This window comes from Polaromonas sp. Polasp52 (assembly GCF_059491565.1).
Genome location: NZ_CP168513.1, coordinates 1257763 through 1280961, shown reverse-complemented (window position 1 = coordinate 1280961; position 23199 = coordinate 1257763). Strand labels below are relative to the sequence as shown.

Sequence of the window (23199 nt, the reverse complement as noted above, 5' to 3'; positions counted from 1 at the left end):
GCATTTAGGAGTTCCGCACCATGATGGTCCTTTATTCAGGCACAACCTGCCCCTTCTCGCACCGCTGCCGCTTTGTGCTGTTTGAAAAAGGTATGGACTTCGAAATCCGCGACGTCGACCTGTACAACAAGCCCGAAGACATCAATGTGATGAATCCCTACGGCCAGGTGCCCATCCTGGTCGAGCGCGACCTGATCCTGTATGAGTCGAACATCATCAACGAGTACATCGACGAGCGCTTTCCGCACCCGCAACTGATGCCCGGCGACCCGGTCGACCGCGCGCGCGTTCGCCTGTTTTTGCTGAACTTCGAAAAAGAACTGTTCGTCCATGTCAGCACGCTGGAATCGCGCGCGTCCAAGGGCAATGAAAAGGCGCTGGAAAAGGCCCGCTCGCACATCCGTGACCGCCTGACGCAGCTCGCGCCCATCTTCCTGAAGAACAAGTTCATGCTGGGCGACAACTTCTCCATGCTGGACGTGGCGATCGCTCCCTTGCTGTGGCGCCTGGATTACTACGACATCGACCTGTCGAAGAATGCCGCGCCGCTGCTCAAGTACGCGGAACGCATTTTCTCGCGCCCGGCCTATATCGAAGCGCTGACGCCGTCCGAAAAAGTGATGCGCAAATAATATGGCCCCCACGCTTGTCGCTTCGCGTACTGCGCTGCCCCCCGAGGGGGCCGCTGCGCCTGCGGCCCGGCAAAGCCGGTTCCGCGGCCCCTGCTGGAGCGGAGCGCCTCGCCTCACCTCGCATGGCTGAATTCATGAATGCCCTGGACGCCACGTCGACGCGACCCTACCTGATAAGGGCGCTCTATGAATGGTGCACCGACAACGGCTTCACGCCTTACGTGGCCGTGTCGGTGGATGAGACCGTACAGGTGCCGCGCGAGTACGTGAAAAACAATGAGATCGTGCTCAACATCAGCTTTGACGCGACCTCGTCGCTCAAGCTGGGCAATGATTTCATTGAGTTCAAGGCCCGTTTTGCCGGCAGCGCCCGGGAAATCATGGTGCCCATCAGCCATGTGATCGCCATCTATGCCCGTGAAAACGGGCAGGGTATGGCGTTTCCCATGGCCGCGCCCGCTACAGGCCCCGTTTCCGGCGCCGAAGGGGGTAGTGACGCCGGCCTGACGGCTCCCGCCGTGTCGCCGGCTCCCGCTCCGGCGCAGCACAACCCGGCGGACGGACCCGAAAGCAAGATCATGCAACTGGTGCCGGACAGCGCGCCCGATGCGCAAGATGGCGGCCCCGACAACCCTGAACCCCCCAAGCCTCCGCGTGCGCGGCCTTCGCTGAAACGGGTCAAGTAAAATCCCCTTGTGCCGCTTTAGCTCAGTTGGTAGAGCAACCGCCTTGTAAGCGGTAGGTCGTCAGTTCGATTCCGACAAGCGGCACCATTTTTCCGGCATCCTTGCCTTCCCCATGCAACATGGGTACCATACGCTACCAATTTTGTAGCGAGCCATCAGGCAGGGCTTTATCTTGCATGCCTTCCTGCCGTTATGTGAAGAGGCTGGTTTACTACTTTTTGCTTATTAGGATCTTGAGTCGGATTGAGGTAACCTTCCAACCTTTGCCTATAAGGCGGGCTTGGATCAAGGGGAGTAACTGGCGGATCTTGGCGGCGGCGGCGTTGCCGCTGACCAGCAGGCACCAGGTTTCGCCGTCTATGGGGCCGGCCTGAACCGCGGGGCGCAGGGCTTCGGGCAGCAGCGGCTCAATGGCCTTGAGCCTGTCGCTGGATTCCCGGACGAGTTCGGTCAGCCGCGCCAGGGAGGGCGAATTCCCGGCGGCCTGGTAAGCGGAGAGCGCCTGCGGAAGGCGCCGGTCGGAAGTCATGATGAACGGTGCGCGGCCTGATGAGCGCAAGCTTTTAAAGAGGTAGACAAGTGCATTTGATTATCACGGATGCGTGGCTGGCGAAAAGCCGGGCCATTTACTTAAGCGGGACAAAACTGGTTCTTGCGGGTTTTGTCGCCGCGCTGGCGCTGATGCTTGTGGCCGCGGGCCTCTACCACTGGGTGTTTCTCAAGGGGGCCCGCGAAGGCTGGCCGGTCGTCGGCTCGCTGGTCAAGCTCATGGTCAAGGACGAATTCGACCAGCGCGACCGCTTTATGCGCGAAAACCTCGACGTGATGGCCAAGCGGGTCGGCGAAATGCAGGCCAAGATGATGCAGCTCGAGGCGCTCGGCGAGCGGGTGTCGGGCCTGGCCGGCGTCAATCCCAACGACATCAAGGTCACGCCCGGCCGCGGCGGCGCGCTGGTGGCCGGCCCTTCGCTCACCATGCAGGAGCTGCAGGCCACGCTGGCGGACCTGGACAAACTCACCGACCAGCGGGTCGACCTCATGACCGTGATGGAGTCGCGCCTGTTCGACCAGAAGATCAAAAAAATGATGGTTCCCACCCAGGAGCCGGTCGCCGGGGGCAACCTCGGTTCGCCTTTCGGCTGGCGCATAGACCCGATGAACGGCCGCTCCGCGCTGCACACCGGGCTCGATTTCCCCTCCGAACCGGGCACGGCCATCCTGGCCGCCGCGGGTGGTGTTGTCGTCACGCAGGAGTACCACCCGGCCTACGGCAATATGGTGGAAGTCGACCACGGCAATGAGCTCGTCACGCGTTATGCCCACGCTTCGCGCGTGCTGGTCAAAAAGGGCGACCTGGTCAAACGCGGCCAGAAGATCGCCGAAGTCGGCACCACCGGCCGGTCCACAGGCCCGCACCTGCATTTCGAGGTACTGGTGCAGGGCGTTTTCCAGGATCCGCAGAAATTCCTGACCGCGGGGCAAAAACTGCCCGGGCCCATGGTGGCATCGGCCGGCGCACGGTCTCCGCTCCCGGCGCCTGCACAGCTGCCACGCCCTCACTAGGCGGCGCGCGCCTGCCGCGCGTGCGGGCATGGCTTTTCATTCCTGATGACGGTTTTCTCCCGGACGGCCGTGCGGCTCCCTTGGCGGCGCTAAAATCAGAGGTTTGGGCCCAGTTGAACTCACTGATGGCGCCCACACCTAGGTTCCGTACTCAATAAGGGATTTCGGCCGCATTGCCAGCTCATGGGGAGCGGTCAAGGCGGCCTCGCATTTATGGCTTCCAACATCCTGACCAAAATTTTCGGCAGCCGCAACGACAGGCTGCTCAAAACCTACCGCAAAACCGTAGAACGCATCAATGCGCTGGAGACCCAGTACGAAAAGCTTGACGACGACCAGCTTCGCGCCAAAACCCAGGAGTTCAAGGACCGGGTAGCCGCCGGCGAAGAGCTCGATGCGATTCTTCCCGAGGCTTTCGCGGTAGTGCGGGAAGGCAGCAAGCGTGTCATGAAGATGCGCCACTTCGACGTGCAGATGCTGGGCGGCATGTCGCTGCACAACGGCAAGATTTCCGAAATGCGCACCGGCGAGGGCAAGACCCTGACCGCCACGCTGCCGGTCTACCTCAATGCCTTGACCGGCAAGGGCGTCCACGTGGTGACGGTCAATGACTACCTGGCCAGCCGCGACGCGCGCTGGATGGGCAAGCTCTACAACTTCCTGGGTCTGACGGTGGGCATCAACCTGCCCAACATGTCGCGCGAGGAAAAGCAGGCCGCCTACGGTTCCGACATCACCTACGGCACCAACAACGAATACGGTTTCGACTACCTGCGCGACAACATGGTCTACGAGGTGGCGGACCGCGTGCAGCGCGGCCTGAACTACGCCATCGTCGACGAGGTGGACTCCATCCTGATCGACGAGGCGCGCACGCCGCTCATCATCAGCGGCCAGGCTGAAGACCACACCGAGATGTACCTGGCGATGAACAAGGTCGTCCCGATGCTGACGCGCCAGGAGGGCGAAGCCGATCCGCGCACCGGCGAGGGCGTGACCAAGCCGGGCGACTTCACCATCGACGAGAAGAGCCACCAGGTGTTCCTGACCGAGCAGGGCCACGAGAACGCCGAGCGCCTGCTGTTCAACCTGGGCCTGATCCCCGAAGGCGCCACGTTGTACGACCCGGCCAACATCTCGCTGATGCACCACCTGTATGCGGCGCTGCGCGCCAACCTGCTGTACCACCGCGACCAGCATTACGTGGTGCAGGACGGCGAAGTCGTGATCGTCGATGAGTTCACCGGCCGCCTGATGTCGGGCCGCCGCTGGAGCGACGGGCTGCACCAGGCCGTCGAAGCCAAGGAAGGCGTGCAAATCCAGGCCGAGAACCAGACCCTGGCGTCCATCACCTTCCAGAACTATTTCCGCCTTTACACCAAGCTGGCCGGCATGACCGGAACCGCCGACACCGAGGCCTACGAATTCCAGGAGATTTACGGCCTCGAAACCACGGTGATTCCGCCCAACCGCGTGAGCCGCCGTGACGACCAGCTCGACCGCGTTTACAAAACAACGCGCGAAAAATACGAAGCCGCTATCAAGGACATCCGCGAGTGCTATGAGCGCGGCCAGCCCGTGCTGGTCGGTACGACCTCGATCGAAAACTCCGAGATCATCGACCAGTTGCTGGTCAAGGAAGACCTGCCGCACCAGGTGCTCAATGCCAAGCAGCATGCCCGCGAGGCCGACATCATCGCGCAGGCGGGGCGCCCGAAGATGATCACCATCGCCACCAACATGGCCGGCCGCGGCACCGACATCGTGCTGGGCGGCAATGTTGAAAAGCTGATCGAAGCGGTTGAAGCGGACGAAGCCATGGATGCTGCCGCCAAAGAAGCGGAAATTTCCCGCCTGCGCGCGGTGTGGAAGCAGGAGCACGAACAGGTCACCGGATTGGGCGGCCTGCGCATCATCGCGACCGAGCGCCACGAGTCGCGCCGTATCGACAACCAGTTGCGCGGCCGCTCCGGCCGCCAGGGCGACCCCGGCTCGTCGCGCTTCTACCTGAGCCTGGACGACCCGCTGATGCGCATCTTCGCGGGCGACCGTGTCAAGGCCATCATGGAGCGCTTGAAGATGCCCGACGGTGAGGCCATCGAGGCGGGCATCGTCACCCGCAGCATCGAGTCGGCCCAGCGCAAGGTCGAGGCGCGCAACTTCGACATCCGCAAACAGCTGCTCGAATACGACGACGTCGCCAACGACCAGCGCAAGGTGATCTACCAGCAGCGCAACGACATCATGGACGCCGGTAGCCTGCAGGCGCAGATCGCCTCGCTGCGCGAAGGCTGCTTCACCGACCTGGCACGGCAGTATGTGCCGGCTGAAAGCGTCGAGGAACAATGGGACGTGGCGGGCCTTGAAAATGTGCTGCGCGAGGAGTGGCAGATCGAGCTGCCGCTGCGCCAGGAACTGGAATCCGCCACCGCCATCACCGATGAAGAGGTGGTCGAAAAAGTCATAGCGGCCGCCAATGCCGCCTTTGCCGACAAGGTCCAGAAAATCGGTGAAGAAAACTTCACGCAGTTCGAGCGCGTGGTCCTGCTGCAAAGCATAGACAGCCACTGGCGCGAGCACCTGAGCGCCCTCGACTACCTGCGCCAGGGCATACACCTGCGCGGCTATGCGCAAAAGCAACCCAAGCAGGAGTACAAGCGCGAAGCCTTTGAACTGTTCGGCCAGCTGCTCGACAGCGTGAAGAACGAAGTCACCAAAGTCCTGATGACGGTCAAGATCCAGTCGGGCGAGCAGCTCGAACAGGCGGCCGAGGAAATGGAGAGCCGCGCTGAAAACATCGCCAACGTCACCTACACCGCGCCCACCGAAACCGGCGGGGTGGAAACCACGGTGGACGAGGAATCGCAGCGCCGCGCGCCGGCCGTGCCGGCCGGCGATGTGCCCCGCGTGGGCCGCAACGACCCTTGCCCTTGCGGCTCGGGGAAAAAATACAAGAACTGCCACGGCCAGCTGAACTGAGCGCCGGCGCCGGCTGAACGTCTTCCAACCCCCACTGGTTTTCCGGAGTCAACCATGCCCGTCAATCTGGTCGCCACGCCCGCTGCGGACCTTTACCCCGTGCCCGGCGTACGCTGGGGCATCACCGAAGCAGGCATACGCAAAGCCAACCGCAAGGACCTTTCCGTGCTGCTGCTCGATGAGGGTGCCTCGGTAGGCGCGGTCTTCACGCAAAACCGCTTTTGCGCCGCGCCCGTGCAGATCTGCCGTGAGCACCTCGCAAAAAATGGCGGCAAGACGGCGGGCATACGCGCAATGGTCATCAACACCGGCAACGCCAATGCCGGCACCGGCGACGACGGCCTGAGCCGTGCCCATGCCAGCTGCATCGCGCTGGCTCGCCTGCTGGATATCGCGCCCGAACAGGTGTTGCCGTTTTCCACCGGGGTGATCATGGAGTCCCTGCCCAACGACCGCATCGCGGCGGGCCTGCCGGCCGCGCTGGCCGACGCGAAGGAAAACAACTGGGGCAACGCGGCCGAAGCCATCATGACCACCGACACCGTGGCCAAGGCATTTTCCAAACGTATCAAGATCGCGGGTGCCGACGTCACCATCACCGGCATCAGCAAGGGCGCCGGCATGATACGGCCGAATATGGCCACCATGCTGGGTTTCCTGGCAACGGATGCCTGTGTGGCCCAGCCGCTCATGGCCCAGCTGGCCCGGGAACTGGCCGAGGGATCGTTCAACCGCGTGACGGTGGACGGCGACACCTCGACCAACGACTCCTTTGTGGTGGTCGCCACCAACAAGGCCGACCACGCGCCCGTGGCTTCGCTGGACAGCGCTGAAGGCCAGGCCTTGCGCGCCGCCATGCTGGACATCGCCAGGCAGCTGGCGCAGGCCATCGTGCGCGACGGTGAAGGCGCCACCAAGTTCATGACCATCCAGGTCGAAGGCGGCAAGACCGGCGAGGAGTGCCGCAAGGTGGCTTACGCGATCGCCCATTCGCCCCTGGTGAAAACCGCCTTCTTCGCCAGCGACCCCAACCTCGGCCGCATCCTGGCAGCCGTCGGTTACGCCGGCATCGAGGACCTGGACCAGACCAGGATTGACCTGTACCTTGATGAGGTGCTGGTGGCCAAGAATGGCGGCCGCCATCCCGGCTACGTCGAGGCCGACGGCCAGCGTGTGATGAAACAAAGCGAGATCACGGTGCGCGTGGTGCTGGGCCGCGGCACGGCGAGCGATACCGTCTGGACCTGTGACTTTTCCTACGACTACGTCAAGATCAACGCCGACTACAGAAGCTGAACCCGCATGAACGAGCAGTTTGAGCGCCTGATCGCCCGCGTCGAATCCTTGATGGCGCGGATCGAGTCCGTGCTGCCGCAGCCATTGGTCGCGCCGGACTGGACTGCCTCGATCGCCTACCGCTACCGCAAGCGCAGTTCCGGCCACGGCTCGCTGGAGCCGGTGCGGCACATCGGCAATATGCGCCTGGGTGACCTCAAGGAAATCGAGGACCAGAAGGAAAAGATCAAGCGCAACACCGAGCAGTTCGTGCTGGGCAAGCCCGCCAATAACGTGCTGCTGACGGGCGCGCGCGGCACCGGCAAGTCTTCGCTGATCAAGGCCTGCCTCAATGAATATTCCTCGCGCGGCCTGCGCCTGATTGAAGTAGACAAGGCCGACCTGACCGACCTGCCGGACATCGTCGACGTGGTGTCCGGCCTGCCTGAAAAATTCATTGTCTTTTGCGACGACCTGAGTTTTGAGGAAGGCGAGCCGGGCTACAAGGCGCTCAAGTCCATCCTGGACGGATCCGTCGCGGCGGCTACGCCCAATGTGCTGATCTACGCCACCAGCAACCGGCGTCACCTGCTGCCCGAGTACATGACGGAGAACCTCACCTATACCCACGGGGACGACGGTGAAGTGCATCCCGGAGAGGTGGTCGAAGAGAAGATTTCGCTGTCAGAACGCTTCGGTCTCTGGGTCAGCTTTTATCCCTTTAGCCAGGACGAATACCTGAGTATCGTCGCGCAGTGGCTGTCGTCCTTCGGCGTGGGCCAGGATGCGATTGCCGCGGCAAAACCGGCGTCCCTGGTCTGGGCGCTGGAGCGCGGCTCGCGCAGCGGCCGGGTGGCCTACCAGTTTGCCCGCGATTACGCCGGCCGCGACACGGCCAGCCGGCCTGTGGCGGCGGCGCCTATCGCGGCCTACGAGCGGCCGGGCGCTGCCGCCACCGCGTCGCCTGAGCAGGCCGACCAAGCGCCTGACCATTCGACATGAGCGTGCTGGTTGCCGACGGTGAAAGGCCACGCGAGGGCGGCGCGGACCGCAAGGTGGTCGATGTCGCGGTGGGCGTTTTGATCCGCCCCGATGGCGACTTTTTGCTGACCTCCCGCCCGCCGGGCAAGGTCTACGAAGGCTACTGGGAATTTCCGGGCGGCAAGCTGGAGCGGGGCGAAAGCGTCGAAGCCGCGCTGCGCCGCGAGCTGCAGGAAGAAATCGGTGTGACCATAGGCGCGGTCCATCCCTGGAAGGTCGAGATGGTCGACTACCCGCACGCGCTGGTGCGCCTGAATTTTTGCAAGGTGTTCGAATGGGCCGGCGAGCTGCAGATGCATGAGGGCCAGTCTTTCGCCTGGCAGTCGCTGCCGGTCAGTGTGGAGCCTGTCTTGCCCGGTACGGTGCCGGTGCTCGCCTGGTTTGCCGAAGAGCGGGGCTTTGCCGGCGCGACCTGCTGAGCTTTCTCTGCGCTTCGTCAGGGCCGCTCAGCGGCAAACACCCAATTCTTGCTGGCACCCAGCACCGCATCGGGGTAAGGTGATTTGCCGCGTGAGCCGTTGTAGCGTCCCAACCCCATGAAGAGGTCGCCGCGCTCCCTGTCCAGGTAGTGGCGCAGGATCACGCAGCCAAAGCGCAGGTTGGTCTGCATGTGAAAGAGCTTGCCGGGGTCGCCGTCCCCGATCACGCGTGTCCAGAAGGGCATGACCTGCATGTAGCCGCGCGCGCCCACATTGCTGACCGCGAACTTGCGAAAGTTGCTCTCGACCTGGATCAGGCCCAACACCAGCGTGGTGTCCAGCCCGGCACGTTTGCTTTCGTACCAGACGGTTTGCAAAAATTCCTTGCGGACCTGAAATTCGGGTTTTTTCTTCTTGAGCCGGTCGCTCATGGCGCCCAGCCAGCGCAGGTAGGCCAGGCGGCTTTCCGTGTCCTTGAATTCGGGCACGGGAGGCGCCTGGTTGGCGATGGCTGAGCTCAGCGCGGTGCGCACCGAGTCGACCAGCGGCTCTTCAACTTGCGCGCCGGCATGCGCCCGTCCGGCCAACAGCAGGGGGCTGCAGGCCAGGGGCAAAGCCAGGCAGTTTCGCCGGGAGAGCCCTTGCGCCTTTGCCGGGGCACCGCCGGATGCGGACATGGTCAATGGGCGCACGGGAACCATGGAAAACTCAAAGCGCCAGCTTTCCCTTGAGGAAGTCGAAGGCGGTTGCCACGTCGATCTTGCTGGAAGCCGCATCGCGGCGGTGCTGGTACTCAAGCTGGCCGTCCTTGAGGCCGCGGTCGCCTATGGTGACGCGGTGCGGCACGCCTATCAATTCCCAGTCGGCGAACATGGCGCCGGGCCGCTCGCCGCGGTCATCCAGGATCACGTCCACGCCGGCCGCGAGCAACTCGCCATACAGTTTGTTCGCGGCGGCTTCGACCTCGGGGAAGCGGTCGGGGCTGATGGGGCACAGCACCACGGTGAAAGGCGCGATGGCGTCGGGCCAGATGATGCCGCGCTCGTCGTGGTTCTGCTCGATGGCCGCGGCCGGCAGGCGCGTGATGCCTATGCCGTAGCAGCCCATCTCCATGAACTGGGGCTTGCCGTTCTCGCCCAGGAAGGTGGCGTTCATGGCCCGGCTGTATTTGGTGCCGAGGTAGAACACATGGCCGATCTCGATGCCGCGCTCTATGGCCAGTGCGCCTTTGCCGTCCGGCGACGGGTCGCCGGCCACCACGTTTCGCAGGTCCAACACCAGCTCGGGTTCGGGTAGGTCGCGGCCCCAGTTGACGCCAGTCATGTGGAAATCGACTTCATTGGCGCCGCACACCCAGTCGGCGAGTGCCGCGGCTTCGCGGTCCACCACCAGCTTGACGGGCTTTTTCAGGTTCAGCGGGCCGAGGTAACCCGGTTTGCAGCCGAAATGGTCTTCGATCTCGGGCAGGGTCGCGAAGCGGAAATCCGCCAGGCCCGGCACTTTGCCGACCTTGACTTCGTTCATGTCGTGGTCGCCGCGCAGCAGCAGCAGCCAGACCTGCGATTTGACGGGCTTGCCCGCCTCGTCGAGTTCGTCGGTGGCCAGCACCAGCGACTTGACGGTGGTGTCCAGCGGGATGCCCAGCAACTCGGCCACGTCGGCGCAGGTCGCCTTGCCCGGGGTCGGTGTTTTGGCCATGGCCTGCGATGCCGGCTTGCGCGCGCCCTGGGGCGGCAGCGCCTCGGCTTTTTCCATGTTGGCGGCGTAGTCGCTGCCGGGGCAGTAGACGATGGCGTCCTCGCCGGTCGCGGCGATCACCTGGAATTCCTCGCTGAGGTCGCCGCCTATGGCGCCGCTGTCGGCGGCCACCGCGCGGTAGCTCAGGCCGAAGCGGTCAAAAATCCTGCGGTAGGCGGCCGCCATGGCCTGGTAGCTGGCTTTGGCGCCGGCCTGGTCGCGGTCGAAGCTGTAGGCGTCCTTCATGATGAACTCGCGCCCGCGCATCAGGCCAAAGCGCGGCCGGCGTTCGTCGCGGAACTTGGTCTGGATCTGGTACAGGTTCTTGGGCAGCTGCTTGTAGCTCTTGATGTCCTGGCGCATCACGTCGGTGACGACTTCTTCGCTGGTCGGCTGGACCACGAAGTCGCGGCCGTGGCGGTCCTTGATGCGCAGCAGTTCGGGCCCCATTTTTTCAAAGCGGCCGGTTTCCTGCCAGAGCTCGGCCGGCTGGATCACCGGCATGGTCATTTCCACGGCGCCGGCGCGGTTCATTTCCTCGCGCACGATGGCTTCGACCTTGCGGATCACGCGCAGGCCCATGGGCATGTAGTTGTAAACGCCGGCCCCCAGTTTCTTGATCATGCCGGCCCGCATCATGAGCTGGTGGCTGACGACTTCCGCGTCGGCAGGGGCTTCCTTGAGGGTGGAAATGAAGAACTGGGAGGCTTTCATGGGCGGTTTTCGGGGATTCCGGGGTTGGAAATGGGGGAAAAGGTGCTGCAGCCCGCCGTGCGCTTGGCGCTGGGGCCTTCGCTGTGCATAATGGACTCAGTTTAAAAAATTTGAGGTTTGATTATGCTTGACCGGGACGGCTTTAGGCCCAACGTCGGCATCATCTTGCTCAACCAGAGAAGTCAGGTATTTTGGGGCAAACGTATCCGTACCCACTCGTGGCAGTTTCCGCAGGGTGGCATTGATCGGGGCGAAAATCCCGAGCAGGCCATGTACCGCGAGTTGCATGAAGAAGTGGGGCTGTTGCCGCAGCATGTGAATGTGCTGGCCCGAACCCGAGACTGGTTGCGCTATGAGGTGCCTGACCGGTTCATCCGCCGGGATGCGCGCGGACATTACAAAGGCCAGAAGCAAATCTGGTTTCTCCTTCAGCTGGTTGGACACGACTGGGACTTGAACCTGCGCGCCACCGACCATCCCGAATTCGATGCCTGGCGCTGGAACGACTACTGGGTGCCGCTGGACGTGGTGGTCGAATTCAAGCGCGGTGTCTATGAAATGGCGTTGACTGAGCTCGCCAGGTTTGTCCCGCGCGTGGACAACCGGGCCGAGCCGCGTCCCGATCATCGCAACCGCTACCTGCGCGGCGGCCTGCACCAGCGCGACCACGCGGGCCCGTCCGGCGACGCCGGATTCCACGCCCCGGGCGAGTCTTTTCACGCCCAGATCAGGCCGGGCGCCTCTTTTGAATTGCCGCCGGGCGCCACCTTTGAACCTGATCCGCAAACCAGCCTGGGCGCGGATCCCACCAACACAAAACCATGAAATTCAAATCGGCCTTTCTGGCCACGTTCTTCCTGATGGCGCTTAACGCCTCGGGTCCGGCACAAGCCCAGGTATACGCGTTCGAGGACCCCGCCGACTGGAAGGAAATCGAGACGCCGCCGCCACCGGCGTTCGACGTCAGGAAGCTGATCACACTCGAGGTCTCGCCCAATTCCCAGCTGGTCTATGGCGTGGACCCGGCGACCATCAGCATCTCCCAGAAAGACGGGATCGTGCGCTATGTCATGGTGGCTTCAAATGCCAGCGGAGCCAGCAATGTGATGTACGAAGGCATACGCTGCACGACCGGCGAATTCAAGACCTATGCCCGCTATTCATCGGACGGAAAGTGGACCCATGTGAGCAAGCCGGAATGGCGTTCAATGTTTGAAAACATGCCGTCCAAACATGCGCTGCGCTTCGCCCGGGCCGGCGCCTGCGACAGCGCGGCGCCCGCGACTTCGGTCGATACGCTGGTCAGGCGCCTGAAGAACCAGAACTTCAGGATGGTTGAATAAGCCGGCCGGCCCGCCGGGCACCCGAGGGGGCTTAGCGGGTTAATACGAGGTTGGTGCGGTGAACCATTTCGGGTTCACCCGTATACCCCAGCAGCCTCTCGAATTCGGTAGAGGCCTTGCGGCAGATCAGCCGGGCTTCGGCGCTGGAGTAGTTGGCGAGTCCGCGCGCGATCTCCGTGCCTTCGGGGCTACGTATGGCGATGACGTCGCCGCGCGAAAACTCACCCTGGACCGCCGTCATGCCTATGGGCAGCAGGCTTTTGCCCTCGCCCTGTACCTTGACCACCGCGCCCGCGTCCACGGTGACCGAGCCGCGCATCTGAAGGTGATCGGCCATCCATTGCTTGCGCGCCTGCAGTTTCTGGGTCTGCGCCACCAGCAGGGTGCCTATGGGCTCGCCCTGTACCAGCCGGATCAGCGCCTGCGGCTCACGGCCCCAGGCAATCACGGTGGAGGCGCCCGATCCCGCCGCTCGCTTGGCGGCCAGTATCTTGGTGATCATGCCGCCCTTGCCGATGCTGGAGCCAGCGCCCCCCGCCATGGCTTCCAGCGCCGGGTCGCCGGCTTTGGCTTCGTGCACAAACTGCGCCGCCGGGTCCTTGCGCGGGTCGGCGGTGTACAGGCCCTTCTGGTCCGTGAGGATGACCAGTGCGTCGGCTTCCACCAGATTGGCCACCAATGCGCCCAGCGTGTCGTTGTCGCCGAACTTGATTTCGTCGTTGACCACCGTGTCGTTTTCGTTGATGACGGGCACGACGCCCAGCTGCAGCAGGGCCAGCAGGGTAGAGCGGGCGTTGATGTAGCGCTCGCGGTCGGCCAGGTCGGCATGCGTGAGCAGGACCTGTGCGCTGCCTATGCCGTTTTCGCGCAGTTTGGTCTCGTAGACCTGGACCAGGCCCATCTGGCCCACCGCGGCTGCCGCCTGCAGTTCATGGATGGCCTTGGGGCGGCTGCTCCAGTTCAGGCGTTTCATGCCCTCGGCAATGGCGCCGCTGCTCACCATGATCACCTCGCGCCCGTCCTTGACGAGGGCCGCCAGCTGTTCGCACCATTGGCCGATAGCGGTCGCATCCAGCCCGCGGCCCTCATTGGTGACCAGGCTGGAACCCACCTTGACCACAATGCGTCTGGCGTTGCGCAGGACGGTGGAGCCGGGTTTGTCTTGCATGTTCTGTACTTCTCGGGCTGCGGTCCCGTCGATACGGGCGTCAGCAGCGATTGTTGTTGGGTGGCAAGTGCAGCCCTGCACCTGCCTGGGTGCCGGAAACGAGGGGTCAGGACGATTCCGGCGGTTCAGGGGGCAGCGGGGCAAAGCGCGGGTCGATTTCTTCCACGGGTTGTTCGCTTTTCTGAACCTGCTTGACGTGCTGGTAGATCGTCTTGATCAGGTGCTCGCAGCCCTCGCGCGTCAGCGCCGAAATCTCGAACACCGGGCCCTTGAATTTGAAACGCTTGACGAAATCCTTGACGATGGCGGCGCGCTTGTCGCCGTCCACCATGTCCAGTTTGTTGAGAACCAGCCAGCGTGGTTTTTCATACAGCGCTTCGTCGTATTTCTTGAGCTCGCCGACGATGGCCTTGGCCTGCGCCACCGGGTCCACGCCCTCGTCGAAGGGCGCCAAGTCCACGATGTGCAGCAGCAGGCGGGTGCGCTGCAGGTGCCGCAGGAAGAGATGGCCCAGGCCCGCGCCTTCGGAAGCGCCTTCGATCAGGCCGGGCAGGTCGGCCACCACAAAACTTTGCTCGGGGCCCACCCGCACCACGCCCAGGTTGGGGTGAAGTGTGGTGAAAGGGTAGTCGGCGATGCGGGGGCGGGCATTGGAGACCGCCGAGATGAAGGTGGACTTGCCGGCATTGGGCATGCCGAGCAGGCCGACGTCCGCCAGAACCTTGAGTTCCAGCTTGAGGCTTTTGCGCTCGCCGGGCCAGCCGGGCGTCTTGCTGCGCGGCGCGCGGTTGGTCGAGCTCTTGAAACGCAGGTTGCCGAAACCGCCGTCGCCGCCTTTGGCGATCAGGACCTGTTCGCCGGGAACCAGCAGCTCAAAGAGAACCTCGCCGGTCTCGGCGTCGGTCAGGATGGTGCCCACCGGCATCTTGAGGATGATGTCGTCGCCCTTGGCGCCGAACATGTCCGAGCCCATGCCGTGCTGTCCGTTGCGGGCCTCGTGGCGGCGCGAAAACCGGAAGTCCACCAGGGTGTTCAGGTTGATGTCGGCCACCGCGTACACATGGCCGCCGCGCCCGCCGTCGCCACCGTTGGGGCCGCCGAATTCTTTGTATTTTTCGTGGCTGAACGAGACGCAGCCACTCCCGCCATCGCCCGCGGCAATGTCAATAAAGGCTTCGTCAACAAATTTCATGATGGGAGTGCCGCGGTTAAAACAGGGGCTGTGAGGGCCGGATCAAGTTTACAAACAAAAAAGCCCCGACAGGTCGGGGCTTCGTTTCAGTCGAAGTGACTTATCGAAGTGATCAGCTTACGCCGGGGTCACGTCCACGGTGTGCTTGTTCAGCGCGCCCTTGACGGAAAACGAGACCGAGCCGTCAACCAGTGCAAACAGGGTATGGTCCTTGCCGATGCCGACATTGACGCCTGGATGGAACTTGGTGCCGCGCTGGCGCACGATGATGCTGCCTGCGTTGATGACTTCACCGCCAAACTTCTTGACGCCCAGCATTTTGGGCTGTGAATCACGCCCGTTTCGCGTAGAGCCGCCGCCTTTTTTCTGTGCCATTTTTCGTTACTCCTGGTACGTCCCTGCTCAGCCGGCGATGGCGCCGATTTGCAGTTCCGTGTAGTTTTGCCGGTGGCCCTGGCGCTTTTGGTAGTGCTTGCGACGGCGCATTTTGAAAATGCGAACCTTGTCGTGCCTACCTTGCGAAAGGACAGTGACTGTAACAGTGGCGCCGGACACCAAGGGCGTACCAACCGTGATCGAGCTGCCGGTGCCGACAGCCAATACCTGGTCAATAACGATCTCTTGGCCTACGTCCGCAGCAATCTGTTCTACTTTAATTTTTTCTCCGGTAGCAACCTTGTATTGTTTGCCACCGGTTTTTATGACCGCGTACATGTAAGACCTCGTAAATTGAGTTCTGCAGACGGATTTCCGCAGAGCCGGCTATTCTAGCATGGCAGGCCGGAATTGGCCAGCGGGGCGGTTTTGCGGGTTTTTAGGCTGGTTTACCGGGCCGGCCGGGCCGGGGCGGGTAGGGCGGCTTCCTATAATCGGCCAAACTTAACGTCTGGATCGCCTTTTGTCTGCCAATTCTTCAAGCACCGCCGCCGCCCTCGCCCTGATTGCCGACGACATGCGCGGGATGGACATGGTGATCGAGCGCCGACTGAAGTCCGAGGTGCCGCTGGTCAGCCAGGTTTCCAGCTACATCGTGGCGGCCGGCGGAAAGCGGCTACGCCCCGCCCTTTTGCTGCTGATGTGCGGCGCGCTGGGCTACCAGGGGGACCAGCGTTACAACCTCGCGGCTGTCGTGGAGTTCATCCACACGGCGACCCTGCTGCATGACGACGTGGTGGATGAATCCACCTTGCGCCGCGGCCGCGCGACCGCCAACGAGGCCTTTGGCAACCCGGCGAGCGTGCTGGTCGGCGATTTTCTGTACTCCCGGGCTTTTCAGATGATGGTGGAGGCCGGGGACATGCGCGTCATGCAAACCCTGGCCGAAGCCACCAATGTGATTGCGGAAGGCGAGGTGCTGCAGCTCATGAATATGCATGACGCGGCGCTGTCCGAGGAGGGCTATCTCAGGGTGATCCGCTCCAAAACGGCCAAGCTGTTCGAGGCAAGCGCCCGCCTGGCAGCCTTGCTGGCGCAGTCGTCGCCCGCTATCGAACAAAGCTGCGCCGACTACGGGCAGGCGCTGGGTACGGCATTCCAGGTGATCGACGACGTGCTTGATTACGACGGCGATGTGTCGGAAATGGGGAAAAATCTGGGAGATGACCTGCGGGAAGGCAAGGCAACCCTTCCCTTGATCATTGCGATGCAGCGCGGCAGCGAGGCGGAGCGAGCCACCATCCGGCGGGCCATTGAAACCGGCGGGACCGATCAGATGGCGCGGATCATCGAGATCGTGCACCATACGGGCGCCTTAACGGCGACCCGGGATGCCGCGGCCCTGGAGGCCCAGCGTGCGCTGAATGCCTTGCAGATGTTGCCGCAAAACATTTACAGTAATGCCTTGACGCAGCTGGCCTCCCAATTGCTGGAGAGGCGTTCCTGATTGTTTGTATGACGGCGGGGTGTAGCTTAGCCTGGTAGAGCGCTACGTTCGGGACGTAGAGGCCGGAGGTTCGAATCCTCTCACCCCGACCAGGCCTGTGTTCTTTCTTCTTAAGTGTGCGTTTCTTCGCATAGTTCCAACGCCGCCCGGGGCGGTCAGGGTGTTTTCGATTTACACCCGGGAATCTATAAGCGATGATACATATTTGAGCTAAACCCGAGAACCATGGCCGCTGTCGACACCGCAATCAACCAATCGCCTTCCATGGCCTTGCCCGGCCTGGGGCGGGCCCTGGTGGTGGCGGGAAAACTGGGGCAAAAGGCCGCCGAAGACATTTTTCGCAAGGCCCAAAGCGGACGCACCAGCTTTATCGCTGAGCTTACGGGGTCGGGCGCGGTCTCTGCGTTCGACCTGGCTCATACCATGTCCACGGCTTTTGCCGCGCCCTTGCTGGATCTGGAGGCCATTGACGCCCAGCGTTTGCCCAAGGGCCTGCTTGATCCCAAGATCTGCACCACCTACCGCATTGTTGTCCTGAGCAAGCGCAACAACCGCCTGATCGTCGCGACGGCGGATCCGTCCGACCAGGAGGCGGCGGAAAAAATCAAGTTCTCCACCCAGATGGGGGTGGACTGGGTAATCGCCGAATACGACAAGCTGTCCAAGCTGGTGGAAGTTTCCAACACCTCCGCGACCGAGGCCATGGAAAGCATCATCGGTGACGATTTCGAGTTTGACGAATCCAGCACCGAAACGTCGGCCGAGGACAGCGAGGCCAGCGTTTCCGAGGTCGAAGATGCCCCGGTTGTTAAATTCCTGCAGAAAATGCTGCTCGATGCTTTCAGCATGCGGGCTTCCGATCTGCACTTCGAGCCGTTCGAGCACACCTATCGCGTGCGTTTTCGTGTTGACGGCGAATTGCGCGAAATCGCCTCACCGCCTGTGGCCATCAAGGAAAAGCTGGCCGCGCGCATCAAGGTCATTTCCAAGCTCGACATCTCCGAAAAGCGCGTGCCGCAAGATGGCAAGATGAAGCTCAAGATAGGCCCGGACCGCGTCATCGACTTCCGGGTCAGCACCCTGCCCACCATGTATGGCGAAAAAATCGTCATCCGTATTCTTGACCCGAGCAGCGCCAAGCTGGGCATTGATGCCCTGGGCTATGAGCCCGCGGAGAAGGAGCGCCTGCTGCACGCCATCCAGAGGCCATACGGCATGGTTCTCGTGACTGGTCCCACCGGTTCGGGCAAGACCGTTTCGCTCTACACCTGCCTGAACATCCTCAACAAGCCCGGCGTCAACATCGCGACGGCCGAAGACCCCGCCGAAATCACCTTGCCGGGCGTCAACCAGGTCAGCATGAACGACAAGGCGGGCATGACATTTTCGGTCGCGCTCAAGGCCTTCCTGCGGCAGGATCCCGACATCATCATGGTCGGTGAGATCCGGGACCTCGAAACCGCCGATATCGCGATCAAGGCCGCGCAGACCGGCCACATGGTCATGTCGACGCTGCACACCAACGATGCGCCGACCACACTGACGCGTATGCGCAACATGGGCATTGCACCCTTCAACATCGCTTCCAGCGTGATCCTGATCACCGCCCAGCGGCTGGCGCGGCGCCTGTGCCCCAACTGCAAAGCCCCTGCGGACATCCCGCGCGAGACCCTGCTGGACGCGGGTTTCACCGAAGACGATGTGGATGGCTCCTGGACGCCTTACCGGCCGGTCGGTTGCTCCATGTGTACGAATGGTTACAAAGGCCGTGTCGGTGTTTATCAGGTTATGCCCATTTCCGAGGAGATTCAGCGTATCGTCCTTCGCGACGGCAGCGCCCTGGAAATCGCGGCCCAGGCGGAGGCGGAGGGAGTCAAAAGCTTGCGCGTGTCGGGGCTGTCCAAAGTCAAGCTCGGCATGACTTCGCTGGAAGAAATTCTGGGCTGCACCAATGTTTAAGCAGCTGCGTTCAAGCGCCGCCACCCGGCGGAGTGACCGTGGCGACAGGGCGGTCTGAGACTGTCGATACAACGAGAAAGCATCATGGCAACTGCAGTATCCAAGGGCGTCAAGGAATTTGTTTTCGAGTGGGAAGGCAAGGATCGCGGCGGCAAGCAGGTCCGCGGAGAAATCCGGGCCGCCGGCGAAAACCAGGTCAAGTCCTCGCTGCGTCGCCAGGGCGTCTTGCCCACCAAAATCAAGAAGCGCAAGATGCGCGCCGGCAAGTCCATCAAGCCCAAGGATATTGCCATTTTTACCCGCCAGCTGGCCACCATGATGAAAGCCGGCGTGCCGTTGCTGCAGTCGTTTGACATTGTGGGCCGCGGCAATGCCAATGCCAGTGTCACCAAACTGCTCAATGATGTGCGCACCGACGTGGAGACCGGTACCTCCCTGAGTGCCGCGTTTCGCAAATACCCGCTGTATTTCAATGCGCTCTATTGCAACCTGGTCGAGGCCGGTGAGGCCGCCGGTATCCTGGAGTCCCTGCTGGATCGCCTGGCGACCTACATGGAAAAAACCGAGGCCATCAAGTCCAAGATCAAGTCGGCCCTGATGTACCCCATTTCGGTGGTGGTGGTGGCCTTTGTGGTGGTGGCTGTGATCATGATTTTCGTGATTCCGGCATTCAAAACCGTGTTCTCCTCGTTCGGCGCGGACCTGCCAGCCCCTACGATGGTTGTCATTGCGATGAGTGAGTTTTTTGTCGCCTATTGGTGGCTGATTTTCGGTGGTATAGGCGGCGGGCTCTATTTCTTCTTCCAGGCCTGGAAGCGCAACGAGAAAATGCAGAAGTTCATGGACAGAGCCTTGCTCAAGGTGCCCGTGTTCGGCGCCCTGATCGAAAAGTCCTGTATCGCCCGCTGGACCCGCACGCTTGCCACGATGTTCGCCGCAGGCGTGCCGCTGGTCGAAGCGCTGGATTCGGTCGGCGGCGCTGCCGGTAATTCAAAGTATGCCGAAGCCACGGAGAAAATCCAGCAGGAAGTTTCCACGGGTACCAGCCTGACGGCGGCCATGACGAATGCCAATCTGTTTCCCTCCATGGTGCTGCAAATGTGCGCGATCGGCGAGGAATCCGGCTCCATCGACCACATGTTGGGCAAGGCGGCCGACTTTTATGAAGCGGAAGTCGACGAAATGGTGGCGGGCCTTTCCAGCCTGATGGAGCCCATCATCATCGTGTTCCTGGGCACCTTGATCGGCGGCATCGTGGTCTCCATGTACCTGCCTATTTTCAAGCTGGGTCAAGTCGTTTGATGGGGATCGGTCTCGGGCCGGCGTTCGATGCTTTGCTGGCCGGTTTTCTGGGCCTTCTGATCGGCAGTTTTCTCAACGTCGTCATCTACCGCCTGCCCAAAATCATGGAGCGGCAGTGGGCACGGGAATGCGCCGAATTGAGCGAAACGCCCCAGGAGCCCACCGAAAAATTCAATTTGCTGGTGCCGCGTTCGCGCTGCTCCAGCTGCGGCCATGTCATACGCTGGTATGAAAACATCCCGGTCGCCAGTTACCTGTTCCTTCGAGGCAAATGCTCGGTGTGCGGCACGCCCTACGGCTTGCGCTATCCCATGGTGGAAGCGGTGACGGGCGCGCTCTTCTTCTTTTGCGTGTCGCGCTGGGGCTGGTCGCTGACCGCCCTGGCCTGGTGCGGTTTTTCCGCCGCGCTGCTGACCCTTGCCGTCATCGACTGGGACACCACACTGCTGCCGGACGACATCACCTTGCCTTTGCTATGGGCCGGCCTGATCGCCGCCGCCCTGCAGTGGAACCCGTCGGTCAACCTGCCGACGGCCTTGTGGGGAGCTGTGGCCGGGTATCTCAGTCTGTGGCTGGTGTACTGGGCCTTCAAACTGGCGACCGGCAAGGAAGGCATGGGCTACGGCGACTTCAAGCTTTTCGCCGCGCTCGGCGCCTGGTTCGGCTGGCCGGCGCTGGTGCCCATGATCCTGATGGCTTCCGTGATTGGCGCTGTCGTTGGCATCGTGATGAAGTTTTCCAGCGGATTGCGTGAAGGCGGTTATGTGCCTTTCGGCCCGTTCCTGGCTGGGGCGGGCTTCACGGCCATGCTCTTCGGGCCCCAATCCATCCTGCGGTTTATCGGCCTGTGATGCCATGCGCCGTGCAGCTTTGCGCATCGGACTGACCGGCGGCATAGGCAGCGGAAAAAGCACGGTTGCCCGCACCCTGGTGGCTTGCGGTGCGGCGCTGGTGGATGCCGACGCAATCTCCCGCGCGGTCACGGCGGCCGGCGGCGCTGCCGTCAAGGAGATCGCCGCGCAGTTCGGCGCCCAGATGGTCACGGCCGAAGGCGCCATGGACCGGGACCGGATGCGCCAGCTGGCCTTTGACGATCCGTCCGCCAGGCGGCGGCTGGAGTCCATTGTCCACCCCCTGGTCAGCCGGGAGACCTTGCGGCAGTACGAGCAGGCCGCCGCTGCCGGCCGCGCCTGCGTGGTATTCGACGTCCCCCTGCTGGTGGAATCCGGCCGCTGGCGGCAGCAACTGGACCGGGTGCTGGTCGTGGACTGCGGCGAAACCACCCAGGTCAACCGGGTGATGGCCCGCAACGGCTGGCCTCGGGAGGCGGTGGAAAAAGTCATTGCCGGCCAGGCCAGCCGCGCGCAGCGCCTGTCGGCCGCCGACATATGCCTGCACAATGACGGTTTGCCGCTGGAGGCCCTGGATGCCGAGGTGCGGCGGCTTGCCGCGCGCTTCGGGCTATGATGCGCAAACAAACCTCCTCATTGATGCCGACGAAAACATAGCGCTGTGATCCTTTACGAGTACCCTTTTCACGAACGCATACGCACGTATTTGCGACTTGAACACCTGTTCCGCCGCCTTGGCGAACTGGTGGAACGGGATAGCCCGACGGATCACCACTACGCCATCACGACCATCTTTGAAATCATGGATGTGGGCGCCCGGGCCGACCTCAAGACCGATGTCCTCAAGGACCTTGAGAAACAGAAACACGTCCTCAACGGCTATCGCGGCAACCCGGCCATTTCGGAGGCTGTTCTTGACGAGGTGACCGGGCAGCTCGAAAGCTGCTTTTCCGCCCTGAACAGCCTGCCCGGCAAGGCCGGCCAATCGCTGACCGAAAACGACTGGCTCATGAGCATCCGCAGCCGCGTCGGCATTCCGGGCGGCACCTGCGAATTTGACCTGCCGGCCTATTACGCCTGGCAGCACCTGCAGACCGAGGTGCGCAAGCAGGACTTGCAGCGCTGGATCACCCCGCTGGTGCCCCTGGCCGAGTCCATACGCGTGCTGCTGACCTTGCTGCGCGACTCCGGGGCGCCGCAAAAAGTGGTGGCGCCGGGCGGCCAATACCAGCAGACGCTGCCGCAGGGGCGCACCTTCCAGCTCCTGCGCCTGCGGATTGACCCCGCCCTGGGGCTGATCCCCGAAATCAGCGGCAACCGCCTGATCGTGTCCGTGCGCCTCATGCGCCACGGTGACGACGACCGGCTGCACGCCAGCACCGATGATTCGGCGTTTGAACTGACGCTCTGTTCCTGACCCAGGGCCTTGCCAACCATAGGCCGCATTGCCCGATGGTTCCCCAGACTTGTCCTGAAACATGCCTGCGATGAAAAAAGAATCCCCACCCGTCAAACTGGTCGTATGCCCCGGCTGCGGCGGTGAAAGTGTTTACGCGCCTAGCAACCCGTTTCGCCCGTTTTGCAGCGAGCGCTGCAAAAACATAGACCTGGGCGCCTGGGCCAGCGAGGGTTTCCGCCTGCCGGCGGATACACCGCCCGATGACGAAGTCTTCGGCGATCCCAAGCTGCAATAAAATTTGCCGAGGCACGCGGTGTCACCCGCGTTTCGTGAGAGAGCAAAAAAGCAAAAAAGAGAGGGAGCGAAAAATGAGCAAGAAGTCTTTGATGGCGCCATTCCTGGCCGCGATCATGGTGGCGGCCCTGGCGGCAAGCCAGGCCCTGGCGCAAACCCAGCCGGCGCCGGAGGGCGACAAGCCCGCCAAGTCCAAATCCAAAAAAGCCGCGGCCAAATCCGCGACGGGCGGCAAGGCCAAATTCATCAATGGCTCCGGCGAAACGCCCGCCCAGCGCACCGCCCGCCTCAAGCGCGAATGCAAGGGTGGTGTGGACGCGGGCGCCTGCTCGGGCTACACGCGCTGACCGGTATTTGACCCGGTAGGGGAGGCGGCCCGCAGGGGGCTGCCTGTGCCTTCAGGCTGCCGGCGTGCCCAGCACCTGCTGGAGCTCGCCGCTCTGGTACATCTCCATCATGATGTCCGAGCCGCCTATGAACTCGCCCTTCACATACAGCTGGGGGATGGTGGGCCAGTTGCTGAATTCCTTGATGCCCTGGCGAATTTCTTCGTCCTCCAGCACATTCACCGTGGCGGGCTTGTTCACGCCGCAGGCCTTGAGGACCTGGATGGCGCGGCCGGAGAAACCGCACATGGGAAACTGGGCCGTGCCCTTCATGAAGAGGACCACATCGCTGGATTTGACGATTTCGGCGATGCGTTGCTGGGTGGGGTCTGTGCTGCTCATGGTGAAAATCCTTTGGGAATCCTTGGGAGGGCCTG

Annotated in this window: 25 protein-coding genes and 2 tRNA genes; 19 read left to right on the top strand and 8 right to left on the bottom strand. The window is 62.6% G+C overall.

Annotation, left to right across the window (positions count from 1 at the left end):
* Window positions 1-20 precede the first annotated feature (20 nt).
* The 3 genes from ACEN9P_RS06040 to ACEN9P_RS06030 all read left to right on the top strand — a co-directional run bounded on the left by ACEN9P_RS06040 (window position 21) and on the right by ACEN9P_RS06030 (window position 1405).
* Window positions 21-632 carry a glutathione S-transferase N-terminal domain-containing protein gene (locus tag ACEN9P_RS06040; protein ID WP_007868077.1) on the top strand — a complete coding sequence of 204 codons (612 nt, stop codon included), beginning with the start codon at window positions 21-23 and terminating at the stop codon, window positions 630-632.
* A gap of 134 nt (window positions 633-766) precedes the next feature.
* A complete protein-coding gene (locus ACEN9P_RS06035) occupies window positions 767-1318 on the top strand; it encodes a ClpXP protease specificity-enhancing factor (RefSeq protein ID WP_477661165.1) in 552 nt (183 codons plus the stop codon).
* 11 nt (window positions 1319-1329) lie between these two features.
* A tRNA-Thr gene (locus ACEN9P_RS06030) sits at window positions 1330-1405 on the top strand.
* Between the two features lie 124 nt (window positions 1406-1529).
* On the opposite strand, the gene ACEN9P_RS06025 is transcribed toward ACEN9P_RS06030, so the two are convergent.
* Window positions 1530-1847, bottom strand: a complete 318-nt coding sequence (locus ACEN9P_RS06025) for a hypothetical protein (protein ID WP_413327491.1) — start codon at window positions 1845-1847, stop codon at window positions 1530-1532.
* Between the two features lie 50 nt (window positions 1848-1897).
* Between ACEN9P_RS06025 and ACEN9P_RS06020 the strand changes: the two genes are divergently transcribed.
* The 5 genes from ACEN9P_RS06020 (at window position 1898) to ACEN9P_RS06000 (ending at window position 8595) form a co-directional block, all read left to right on the top strand.
* Window positions 1898-2881, top strand: a complete 984-nt coding sequence (locus tag ACEN9P_RS06020; RefSeq protein WP_477661078.1) for a M23 family metallopeptidase — start codon at window positions 1898-1900, stop codon at window positions 2879-2881.
* Window positions 2882-3094: 213 nt separating this feature from the next.
* Window positions 3095-5860 carry a preprotein translocase subunit SecA gene (secA, locus tag ACEN9P_RS06015; RefSeq protein WP_477661079.1) on the top strand — a complete coding sequence of 922 codons (2766 nt, stop codon included), beginning with the start codon at window positions 3095-3097 and terminating at the stop codon, window positions 5858-5860.
* Window positions 5861-5914: 54 nt separating this feature from the next.
* Window positions 5915-7156 carry a bifunctional glutamate N-acetyltransferase/amino-acid acetyltransferase ArgJ gene (argJ, locus tag ACEN9P_RS06010; RefSeq protein WP_495621396.1) on the top strand — a complete coding sequence of 414 codons (1242 nt, stop codon included), beginning with the start codon at window positions 5915-5917 and terminating at the stop codon, window positions 7154-7156.
* 6 nt (window positions 7157-7162) lie between these two features.
* Window positions 7163-8137: an ATP-binding protein gene (locus ACEN9P_RS06005; protein WP_495621395.1), complete on the top strand. Its 975-nt coding sequence runs from the start codon at window positions 7163-7165 to the stop codon at window positions 8135-8137.
* Window positions 8134-8595 (top strand): NUDIX domain-containing protein, encoded by a 462-nt coding sequence (locus ACEN9P_RS06000; RefSeq protein ID WP_477661082.1) that lies wholly within the window; start codon window positions 8134-8136, stop codon window positions 8593-8595. Before ACEN9P_RS06005 ends, ACEN9P_RS06000 begins: the two co-directional genes overlap by 4 nt.
* Window positions 8596-8612: 17 nt before the next feature.
* Here ACEN9P_RS06000 and ACEN9P_RS05995 read toward each other — a convergent pair whose 3' ends face one another.
* Complete coding sequence (locus tag ACEN9P_RS05995; RefSeq protein WP_477701131.1) at window positions 8613-9272, bottom strand: lytic transglycosylase domain-containing protein; 660 nt, start codon at window positions 9270-9272, stop codon at window positions 8613-8615.
* Between the two features lie 31 nt (window positions 9273-9303).
* A complete protein-coding gene (locus ACEN9P_RS05990; protein ID WP_495621394.1) occupies window positions 9304-11046 on the bottom strand; it encodes a proline--tRNA ligase in 1743 nt (580 codons plus the stop codon).
* Between the two features lie 123 nt (window positions 11047-11169).
* Here ACEN9P_RS05990 and ACEN9P_RS05985 point away from each other — a divergent pair, with 123 nt between their 5' ends.
* Together ACEN9P_RS05985 and ACEN9P_RS05980 are read left to right on the top strand one after the other, a co-directional pair.
* Window positions 11170-11871: an RNA pyrophosphohydrolase gene (locus tag ACEN9P_RS05985; RefSeq protein WP_477661085.1), complete on the top strand. Its 702-nt coding sequence runs from the start codon at window positions 11170-11172 to the stop codon at window positions 11869-11871.
* Window positions 11868-12389, top strand: a complete 522-nt coding sequence (locus ACEN9P_RS05980; RefSeq protein ID WP_495621393.1) for a CNP1-like family protein — start codon at window positions 11868-11870, stop codon at window positions 12387-12389. Before ACEN9P_RS05985 ends, ACEN9P_RS05980 begins: the two co-directional genes overlap by 4 nt.
* A 31-nt stretch (window positions 12390-12420) precedes the next feature.
* On the opposite strand, the gene proB is transcribed toward ACEN9P_RS05980, so the two are convergent.
* The 4 genes from proB to rplU all read right to left on the bottom strand — a co-directional run bounded on the left by proB (window position 12421) and on the right by rplU (window position 15463).
* Window positions 12421-13557, bottom strand: a complete 1137-nt coding sequence (proB, locus tag ACEN9P_RS05975) for a glutamate 5-kinase (RefSeq protein ID WP_477661087.1) — start codon at window positions 13555-13557, stop codon at window positions 12421-12423.
* A gap of 106 nt (window positions 13558-13663) precedes the next feature.
* Window positions 13664-14749, bottom strand: coding sequence for an Obg family GTPase CgtA (gene cgtA, locus ACEN9P_RS05970; RefSeq protein ID WP_477661088.1), 1086 nt, complete (start codon window positions 14747-14749; stop codon window positions 13664-13666).
* Window positions 14750-14866: 117 nt separating this feature from the next.
* Window positions 14867-15124, bottom strand: coding sequence for a 50S ribosomal protein L27 (gene rpmA, locus ACEN9P_RS05965; RefSeq protein WP_007868030.1), 258 nt, complete (start codon window positions 15122-15124; stop codon window positions 14867-14869).
* A 27-nt stretch (window positions 15125-15151) separates the two neighbouring features.
* Entirely contained in the window at window positions 15152-15463 is a 312-nt protein-coding gene (gene rplU, locus ACEN9P_RS05960) for a 50S ribosomal protein L21 (RefSeq protein WP_007868028.1), read from the bottom strand.
* A gap of 184 nt (window positions 15464-15647) precedes the next feature.
* On the opposite strand from rplU, the gene ACEN9P_RS05955 reads away from it, so the two are divergent.
* The 9 genes from ACEN9P_RS05955 to ACEN9P_RS05915 all read left to right on the top strand — a co-directional run bounded on the left by ACEN9P_RS05955 (window position 15648) and on the right by ACEN9P_RS05915 (window position 22783).
* The gene (locus ACEN9P_RS05955; RefSeq protein WP_477661089.1) at window positions 15648-16631 is read left to right on the top strand and encodes a polyprenyl synthetase family protein; all 984 of its coding nucleotides are present in this window, start codon (window positions 15648-15650) and stop codon (window positions 16629-16631) included.
* A 15-nt stretch (window positions 16632-16646) separates the two neighbouring features.
* Window positions 16647-16723, top strand: a tRNA-Pro gene (locus tag ACEN9P_RS05950).
* Between the two features lie 133 nt (window positions 16724-16856).
* Entirely contained in the window at window positions 16857-18590 is a 1734-nt protein-coding gene (gene pilB, locus ACEN9P_RS05945; protein ID WP_495621392.1) for a type IV-A pilus assembly ATPase PilB, read from the top strand.
* A gap of 84 nt (window positions 18591-18674) precedes the next feature.
* Window positions 18675-19892: a type II secretion system F family protein gene (locus ACEN9P_RS05940; protein ID WP_495621391.1), complete on the top strand. Its 1218-nt coding sequence runs from the start codon at window positions 18675-18677 to the stop codon at window positions 19890-19892.
* Entirely contained in the window at window positions 19892-20743 is an 852-nt protein-coding gene (locus tag ACEN9P_RS05935) for a prepilin peptidase (RefSeq protein ID WP_477661091.1), read from the top strand. Before ACEN9P_RS05940 ends, ACEN9P_RS05935 begins: the two co-directional genes overlap by 1 nt.
* 4 nt (window positions 20744-20747) lie before the next feature.
* A complete protein-coding gene (gene coaE, locus ACEN9P_RS05930) occupies window positions 20748-21359 on the top strand; it encodes a dephospho-CoA kinase (protein WP_495621390.1) in 612 nt (203 codons plus the stop codon).
* A gap of 45 nt (window positions 21360-21404) precedes the next feature.
* Window positions 21405-22160: a cell division protein ZapD gene (zapD, locus tag ACEN9P_RS05925; protein ID WP_495621389.1), complete on the top strand. Its 756-nt coding sequence runs from the start codon at window positions 21405-21407 to the stop codon at window positions 22158-22160.
* Window positions 22161-22221: 61 nt separating this feature from the next.
* Complete coding sequence (locus ACEN9P_RS05920; protein ID WP_007868011.1) at window positions 22222-22437, top strand: DNA gyrase inhibitor YacG; 216 nt, start codon at window positions 22222-22224, stop codon at window positions 22435-22437.
* Window positions 22438-22510: 73 nt separating this feature from the next.
* Window positions 22511-22783: a hypothetical protein gene (locus ACEN9P_RS05915; protein WP_495621388.1), complete on the top strand. Its 273-nt coding sequence runs from the start codon at window positions 22511-22513 to the stop codon at window positions 22781-22783.
* Between the two features lie 51 nt (window positions 22784-22834).
* On the opposite strand, the gene grxD is transcribed toward ACEN9P_RS05915, so the two are convergent.
* Window positions 22835-23164: a Grx4 family monothiol glutaredoxin gene (gene grxD, locus ACEN9P_RS05910; protein ID WP_007868007.1), complete on the bottom strand. Its 330-nt coding sequence runs from the start codon at window positions 23162-23164 to the stop codon at window positions 22835-22837.
* Between the last annotated feature and the right edge of the window lie 35 nt (window positions 23165-23199).

Coding starts and splice junctions, on each gene's coding strand:
- ACEN9P_RS06040 (WP_007868077.1), top strand. CDS start 21: ATGATGGTCCTTTATTCAGGCACAACCTGCCCCTTCTCGCACCGCTGC.
- ACEN9P_RS06035 (WP_477661165.1), top strand. CDS start 767: ATGAATGCCCTGGACGCCACGTCGACGCGACCCTACCTGATAAGGGCG.
- ACEN9P_RS06025 (WP_413327491.1), bottom strand. CDS start 1,847: ATGACTTCCGACCGGCGCCTTCCGCAGGCGCTCTCCGCTTACCAGGCC.
- secA (WP_477661079.1), top strand. CDS start 3,095: ATGGCTTCCAACATCCTGACCAAAATTTTCGGCAGCCGCAACGACAGG.
- argJ (WP_495621396.1), top strand. CDS start 5,915: ATGCCCGTCAATCTGGTCGCCACGCCCGCTGCGGACCTTTACCCCGTG.
- ACEN9P_RS06005 (WP_495621395.1), top strand. CDS start 7,163: ATGAACGAGCAGTTTGAGCGCCTGATCGCCCGCGTCGAATCCTTGATG.
- ACEN9P_RS06000 (WP_477661082.1), top strand. CDS start 8,134: ATGAGCGTGCTGGTTGCCGACGGTGAAAGGCCACGCGAGGGCGGCGCG.
- ACEN9P_RS05995 (WP_477701131.1), bottom strand. CDS start 9,272: ATGTCCGCATCCGGCGGTGCCCCGGCAAAGGCGCAAGGGCTCTCCCGG.
- ACEN9P_RS05990 (WP_495621394.1), bottom strand. CDS start 11,046: ATGAAAGCCTCCCAGTTCTTCATTTCCACCCTCAAGGAAGCCCCTGCC.
- ACEN9P_RS05985 (WP_477661085.1), top strand. CDS start 11,170: ATGCTTGACCGGGACGGCTTTAGGCCCAACGTCGGCATCATCTTGCTC.
- ACEN9P_RS05980 (WP_495621393.1), top strand. CDS start 11,868: ATGAAATTCAAATCGGCCTTTCTGGCCACGTTCTTCCTGATGGCGCTT.
- proB (WP_477661087.1), bottom strand. CDS start 13,557: ATGCAAGACAAACCCGGCTCCACCGTCCTGCGCAACGCCAGACGCATT.
- cgtA (WP_477661088.1), bottom strand. CDS start 14,749: ATGAAATTTGTTGACGAAGCCTTTATTGACATTGCCGCGGGCGATGGC.
- rpmA (WP_007868030.1), bottom strand. CDS start 15,124: ATGGCACAGAAAAAAGGCGGCGGCTCTACGCGAAACGGGCGTGATTCA.
- rplU (WP_007868028.1), bottom strand. CDS start 15,463: ATGTACGCGGTCATAAAAACCGGTGGCAAACAATACAAGGTTGCTACC.
- pilB (WP_495621392.1), top strand. CDS start 16,857: ATGGCCGCTGTCGACACCGCAATCAACCAATCGCCTTCCATGGCCTTG.
- ACEN9P_RS05940 (WP_495621391.1), top strand. CDS start 18,675: ATGGCAACTGCAGTATCCAAGGGCGTCAAGGAATTTGTTTTCGAGTGG.
- ACEN9P_RS05935 (WP_477661091.1), top strand. CDS start 19,892: ATGGGGATCGGTCTCGGGCCGGCGTTCGATGCTTTGCTGGCCGGTTTT.
- coaE (WP_495621390.1), top strand. CDS start 20,748: ATGCGCCGTGCAGCTTTGCGCATCGGACTGACCGGCGGCATAGGCAGC.
- ACEN9P_RS05920 (WP_007868011.1), top strand. CDS start 22,222: ATGCCTGCGATGAAAAAAGAATCCCCACCCGTCAAACTGGTCGTATGC.
- ACEN9P_RS05915 (WP_495621388.1), top strand. CDS start 22,511: ATGAGCAAGAAGTCTTTGATGGCGCCATTCCTGGCCGCGATCATGGTG.
- grxD (WP_007868007.1), bottom strand. CDS start 23,164: ATGAGCAGCACAGACCCCACCCAGCAACGCATCGCCGAAATCGTCAAA.